Here is a 6,016-nt window from a genome sequence, read left to right as displayed (position 1 = left end):
AGGACAGCCCCTAGTTTTTTATTCCGTATTTCTTAATTAAACTAATTCCGTGCATAGCCTGAAATTCGGAAAAAAGCCCACCGGGGTAATTGAGTTCTGATTTTAGATTTTCAAGTTCCCCACTAATGAGAATACATATAGCCTCTATACCTCGTGCTTTAGTACATGTATGTTCATCATCACTCACGTAATTTAGATAATCTCTCATTAAAAGTATTACATCAGAAACAGTATCAAGTCTGTTTTTACTGTCCTCTGACATAAAGCAGAAATAATCTTTATGCAAAGACCATTCAGAAGAATCGACAGACTTATTTTCATTAATATTATTTTGAGACATAACCCCTCCTGACCGTAGCGGTCATAGCAATATCATTGTTTATACCGAACTATTAGTGCTGGATAAGGGGCAGTCGCCCGGCATAGGCAGCAACATATTCCCGTGCGATAAGTCGTCGCGCAGAGGGATAATCGGGTGCAGTGATCTGCTTTCGGTGTGGTTTGTCCTGCAAATCAGCACGACGAACGGCCAGGAAAAGCCAGGTATATTGCGGGTTAGTTTGGGTGGGGATCGAAGCCATAAGGCAACCTCCGATAACAGCGTAATCGTTGCTATCGCCGAAGCTGCTAATCTTCATGATGGCGATAGCCCAGACGGGGTTAGCAGTACCGGCGTTATCGGAAACCGGCCAGCCCGAAAGCTGCCCCGCCTGAGCTACCATTGACAAGGCGGCATAGTGTAACGAAAGGCGCAGGAAAGAGCGATTCAAACCTGTACCAGATACGTAACACCACGCCATAAAATGGCGCACTGTGGCGTTGGTTGCGACGTAAAAAAGACGCATGGTGCGTCTGTCGTCGCCGATAACATACACGGGCTGCTAATCCCGGTTGCCCATTGAGGGGCAACGCTGGAAATATACCCCGCCCAATGGGAGCAGCGCAAGAGCTTTATTACGAAGCCTCCGCACTTGAACATATGCATAATACCTGTCATGATAAATCTTCCTTTGAAGTCAGGTGCCAGCCTGATGATATTCCCGGAAAAACCCGTCAATTTGGCGGGTTTTTTTGTGTTCTGTTTTAGACCGTCAGACAAAGCTCACAGCGGTTTCATCGACGGCGGCATACAGTTCCGGGTTCCCCAGCGCGTACCCTTCATTACGCAGATAAGCATGAGTGTATTCCTTCCTCTCCTCGTCAAATTCGGCGCGGAAGTAGCGGGTATTCTCCTGCGTGTAGATTTGCAGGTTTTTCAGCGTGGTGACGGCCAGACGTTTACCGGGCATAAACGGCGGGATAAAAGCAAAGCGCCCAGCTACGGAGCTTGTCGCCATCTGTGCGGCGTTCACATCGGCGGGACGGTCTGCGGTATTAAAGAGTTTCAGACGCTGATTAGCCGCCAGTTCAGCGCCTACCAGCACCACAAGGCGTGGATCTTCCCGGTACGGCTCCGCGATAAGTTCAGTAATAAGGTGGTTTGCCAGCGCGTCGATGTTCTTCCAGTCGCCGGACTCGCCGATTTTCAGCGGCTTGCTGATAACCTGTTTCCCGTCGCTGAACTGGCTGGCGAGCGCATGCCAGCCGATATTCACGTCCTCACCTTTTTTGTTGGCTTCCGGGTCAGTGGTCTCCGCAATGGCCTTGCCGTTAAAGCCAATACGCAGCATATCCAGCGCGTAAGCCTGCGCGAAAAAGTCGCCCATGCTTTCTTCAAACAATCCCTGCTGGCCGATACTGGCGAGCGCGGACATTTCAGCAAATGAAATACTGGCGCTTGAGTCGGTTTCACTAAGGGTAAACTCCGTGCCATTCACCGCCATATGCTTACGGAAGCGCCCGCCGTAAACGCGCCCGGTGTGCAGGGAACTGTTACCGATATCGATGGCCGGACCATCCGGGGCAGTGACGTCCAGCACGGTGATTTCCCCCATCATCCAGGCTGATTCCAGCACGGCCAGACGAATGATGTTTTCCCGTTCACTGGACATGCTAAATGAACGACTACCGGGTAAATAACGGGCAGACTGTGTAAAATGCTTATGAAAATCTTCTGCGGCCTTTGGCTTATTGATGGTTAACATTTTCATTTTCCTTATTCATTTTCTTCCACTCATTCAGTTGTTCTTCTGACATGAGCGCTTCACGACTTTCCTTCATAAACCATCCAAACTCCGCAATATATTTTGCGTAGTCGTCTGCGCTGATAATTGACCGCAACAGGTCGTTGCCAGTATGATAATAATGGCGATATGCCTGCGCTTTAATTACGCCGCCATTGTTAACTTCATATTTATCCGTTGGTGGCGTGCATTTCCTGATAATATCTTCCGCTGCAAGACGCAATGAGCGTATAGCATAGCAGGTATCAGCGGCTGCAATAAATAAAAACTCATTGCGGCGGGTGAAAATTTCAGGAATACGATGAGCACGGGGCAGACATCGTTTGGTATCCACAATCTCATTAAAGCGTCTCGCTTCGTCATAAAGTGGCCCGGCCAGACCGCGCATATAATTAACCCTCACACCCTGATTCATGAGGTTAACTGCCGTTCTTTCTGAATCACTTTGCGCATCGTGTACTGTCGATTTGTTACGACTGCGGGAATCAGCGACAGATTGAACGGGCTGTTTCAATGCCATCAAAGCATGCTCAGCTCTGCTGGATTCGCGTTCACAGCGGTCATATTCCTCCGTCTCGCGGTTATAAATGGCAGAGCAACGATCCAATAACATATTAATTTCTTCTGGCGAGGTATCCGGCAGGGGCAGACTGACGCCAGTCAATGTATTCAATTTTTCCGCTAACGGTCGCATCTGACCCAGCAAGAAAATTTTCTGCCAGCCGCGCCATCAATCCGGAATCATTTTTATCCTCAGTAAATTTTGCTATGGTGTAAGAAAGAATAATCCGCATATTAATGTCATTGAACGGTGGCAGGGATAAACTCATCCCTTCCGGAATAATCGGAATAAACATAAAGGTTCCTTTTATTTATATAATTAACTAAATTACGACACTCGTGTTTTAATGCTATCGCGAGAAGCAGAAATTCGTTCTTCAATCCAATAGTTGACTTCACTTTCAACAAATGAGATGGAGCGCGAGCCAATTCGTACAGGTTTAGGAAACGTACCTGCTTTAAGCTGTTTATAAAGCCACGCCTTACTACGCTGAACACGCGTCAACACATCTTTAGTCTTGATAAGACGCTGTTTATTTTTAACCACATCAACGAAATCGATAAGCCCTCCGGTGTGTTATTTCGTGGTACACGGTGGACTTTAGACGGCAAAACTTGATGTTTCTACTGAAAGTAGATTCTATTAACAAAAATGGAATTATACTGAAATACGTTGATTCTATTAAAAATAAACCTTTTAAAATGAAATTAGTTATTTCAATTAAAATCATAAGGTTAGAAGATAATAGATGACTGTTCTAGCATCGTTTTCTCATCACCAAAGCTTTATAGGTCTTTACAGACCCTTATGGATCCTTAACGGATCCAAAACCATGCTCCTGGAGTTTGTTGTGGGTTGCTGTAGTTTGATACAGCATTCCACTGGATTCGTTATTTTTACTCATTTATAAAACTGTTTGCTTCTTTTACCTTTTTATAAAAGGTTGATTCAGCAAGCCCCTTCAAATCAACTCCATGACGGGAACAGAGTTCAGCAAGGTCACTGTAAATTTCACTAACTAATGGTTTTGAGAATGAGCCATACTTTGCCTTCCCAGTTTCAGCAAGCATTCTAATTAACACGGCAATCATTTTATAGTTGCCTTTAACCTCATCATTTTTCTTATAATCGCCTCGCCCTCCTGTGTGGAGAGTTTTTCCTCTATTAAGAAGAGATTCACCACCTAACATTTCAAGCTTATCCTTCCATCCTGATTCACGGGTGATTTTCATAATTGCTTTATCAATATGTTTAATAATTAGATGTGGCGTCACCTCTTCAATAATAAATGGGTACGCGGCTGCTAAAACATGCTCAGCATTAGTCACCTTACTTACATTTTGTTTCCTTTCACTTTTCTCATAATAATTAACATTCCTTGAAATGGCGCGACTAATTCTTTGGTGGACAGCAGACTGTTCAACCATGAGACTTGATTGTAAGGTCTCATAATCCAACCCCATTAATACAAAAGCCATTTCGCGTGCGGTTATGTAATTCAGTCTGATAAACATTTCGAAACTGTTCATGAGTCACCTTACCTTAAGGGGTAGTAATATTATGGATGCACGCAAACTCATAAGGAGAGATAGTTTTTTCTTTGTTGGCATCAATATAATCAGCCCACCATTGAAGCATTAATTTTCTTTCTTCTATGTATTCAGATGTATGCATGTACGAACCTTTAACATGCTTACGTTCAACGTGGCTTAATTGTCTTTCAATAGCATCATCATTCCACAGCTTTGATTCACTTAAAGCGCCTCGCGCCATCGTTCTAAATCCATGTCCGCAAACTTCAGTTTTGGTGTCATACCCCATAACACGTAAAGCACTATTTATAGTGTTCTCGCTCATTACTTTTTTAGGGTCATGGTCGCTGGGAAATATCACTTCACCATTGCCACTCAATATATATAACTGTTGAAATACATTTAAAGCCTGCTTACTGAGAGGAACGATATGTTCAGTCTTCATTTTCATTCCACGTTCAGAATGCTTTACGCCGGGTATGGGCTTACGGATGCCGGGTATAGTCCATTCACTGCGATCAAAATTAATTTCATTCCACCGGGCAAACCGCATCTCACTTGAACGAATAAAAGTAAGCAATGTTAATTCAACTGCAAGGCGCGTGATTAACCGGCCTTTATAGTTTGATAGTCGTTCAAGAAATTCAGGTATTCTTTTTGGTGGTAATGCTGGATGATGAGTTGTTTTAACGCTTAAAAGCGCTCCAGCCATATCATTGGCGGGGTTAGATTGTAAGAGGTCATTCTGGACACCAAAACGCATAATTGCCGTCACACGCTGTTGAAGTCGCTGTGCAACGTCATGTTTACCAGCGGCATCTACAGCTTTAATGGGCATAAGTAGCTGGCTGGTTCTCAACGTTCGGGCATCAAGCTGGCCAATCGAAGGGAAAATATACTGCTCCAGTGTCAGCAGTACACGACGGCGATGGTCTTCACTCCATGTGAGATTACTTGCGTGCCACTGTCTGGCGATGGTTTCAAATAAATATGCCCCCTCGGTTTCAGCTTTTGCCCCCTTCTGTTCAACTTTTGGATCTATTCCTTGTGACAGTAACTTCTTCGCTGTATCACGCTTTACTCTGGCTTCTGCGAGTGTTGTTGTTGGGTAAACACCAAAAGCAAGCCGATCCTCTTTCTTATCAGATGGATGGCGATATTTCATACGCCAGTATTTTGAACCTTTTGGGGATACCTCAAGGTACAACCCGCCGCCGTCAGCCATCTTGTAGGCTCTGTCCTTTGGCTTTGCAGTATCAATTTGTCGAACATTAAGCTTTATTTTGGGGGCACAAATCCTGATCGAAGTGGGATGCCCCCAATTATGCCCCCAAAGGGGTGTAGACCACAAGAGACCTCAAAAGACCAGAAAATACTATAATCTATTATTTTTAAAGGGTTTTACTGATAAAAGTAGACTTCAAAAAACGTCAAAAGAAGAGTGGTTTATGCCGAAGGCCGGAATCGAACCGGCACATCTCTCGATGGTTGATTTTGAATCAACTGCGTCTACCGATTTCGCCACTTCGGCACTGAAGGGTATGCGAAAAACATTGTGGATTATACCGTTACTCCCTGTATACGCAACACCATTCCGCATGTGCTGGGTGTGAGTGCTGAAAAAACATGCGTTGGGGTTAGACAATAACGGGGCAGGCATGCCCGCCTCCTACGAAAAACGGTTGGTGACAGGTGGGTGATGGGTGTATGACGGGCCGACTATAAAAATGGTCGGCCCCTACGCAAACAGGACATCGATGGATGTGGCAGAATGAGTTATGGAGGTAGAGTCTTAGGAC

Annotated in this window: 8 protein-coding genes and 1 tRNA gene; all 9 read right to left on the bottom strand. The window is 44.8% G+C overall.

Annotated elements, in window-relative coordinates; translation table 11 throughout:
- Nucleotides 1–10: 10 nt before the first annotated feature.
- The 9 genes from BBW68_RS05970 to BBW68_RS05935 all read right to left on the bottom strand — a co-directional run bounded on the left by BBW68_RS05970 (nucleotide 11) and on the right by BBW68_RS05935 (nucleotide 5,748).
- Nucleotides 11–340, bottom strand: coding sequence for a hypothetical protein (locus BBW68_RS05970; protein WP_070134418.1), 330 nt, complete (start codon nucleotides 338–340; stop codon nucleotides 11–13).
- A 52-nt stretch (nucleotides 341–392) separates the two neighbouring features.
- Nucleotides 393–770: a host cell division inhibitor Icd-like protein gene (locus tag BBW68_RS16005; RefSeq protein ID WP_420835330.1), complete on the bottom strand. Its 378-nt coding sequence runs from the start codon at nucleotides 768–770 to the stop codon at nucleotides 393–395.
- Between the two features lie 321 nt (nucleotides 771–1,091).
- On the bottom strand, nucleotides 1,092–2,090 hold the full coding sequence (locus BBW68_RS05960; RefSeq protein ID WP_420835329.1) for a P2 family phage major capsid protein: 999 nt from the start codon (nucleotides 2,088–2,090) through the stop codon (nucleotides 1,092–1,094).
- Nucleotides 2,068–2,796, bottom strand: a complete 729-nt coding sequence (locus BBW68_RS05955; RefSeq protein ID WP_148127564.1) for a hypothetical protein — start codon at nucleotides 2,794–2,796, stop codon at nucleotides 2,068–2,070. Before BBW68_RS05955 ends, BBW68_RS05960 begins: the two co-directional genes overlap by 23 nt.
- Entirely contained in the window at nucleotides 2,738–2,980 is a 243-nt protein-coding gene (locus tag BBW68_RS05950; protein ID WP_070134414.1) for a hypothetical protein, read from the bottom strand. The genes BBW68_RS05955 and BBW68_RS05950 overlap by 59 nt, the downstream gene beginning before the upstream one ends.
- Nucleotides 2,981–3,012: 32 nt before the next feature.
- Nucleotides 3,013–3,231 carry a helix-turn-helix transcriptional regulator gene (locus BBW68_RS16000; protein WP_261791499.1) on the bottom strand — a complete coding sequence of 73 codons (219 nt, stop codon included), beginning with the start codon at nucleotides 3,229–3,231 and terminating at the stop codon, nucleotides 3,013–3,015.
- A 350-nt stretch (nucleotides 3,232–3,581) separates the two neighbouring features.
- On the bottom strand, nucleotides 3,582–4,214 hold the full coding sequence (locus tag BBW68_RS05945) for a hypothetical protein (protein ID WP_070134413.1): 633 nt from the start codon (nucleotides 4,212–4,214) through the stop codon (nucleotides 3,582–3,584).
- Nucleotides 4,215–4,227: 13 nt separating this feature from the next.
- On the bottom strand, nucleotides 4,228–5,499 hold the full coding sequence (locus tag BBW68_RS05940; protein WP_070134419.1) for a tyrosine-type recombinase/integrase: 1,272 nt from the start codon (nucleotides 5,497–5,499) through the stop codon (nucleotides 4,228–4,230).
- Between the two features lie 167 nt (nucleotides 5,500–5,666).
- Nucleotides 5,667–5,748, bottom strand: a tRNA-Leu gene (locus BBW68_RS05935).
- Nucleotides 5,749–6,016 lie beyond the last annotated feature (268 nt).

This window comes from Candidatus Erwinia dacicola, from assembly GCF_001756855.1.
Taxonomy (GTDB): Bacteria; Pseudomonadota; Gammaproteobacteria; order Enterobacterales; family Enterobacteriaceae; genus Erwinia; species Erwinia dacicola.
This window is presented reverse-complemented; position numbering and strand designations above follow the sequence as displayed.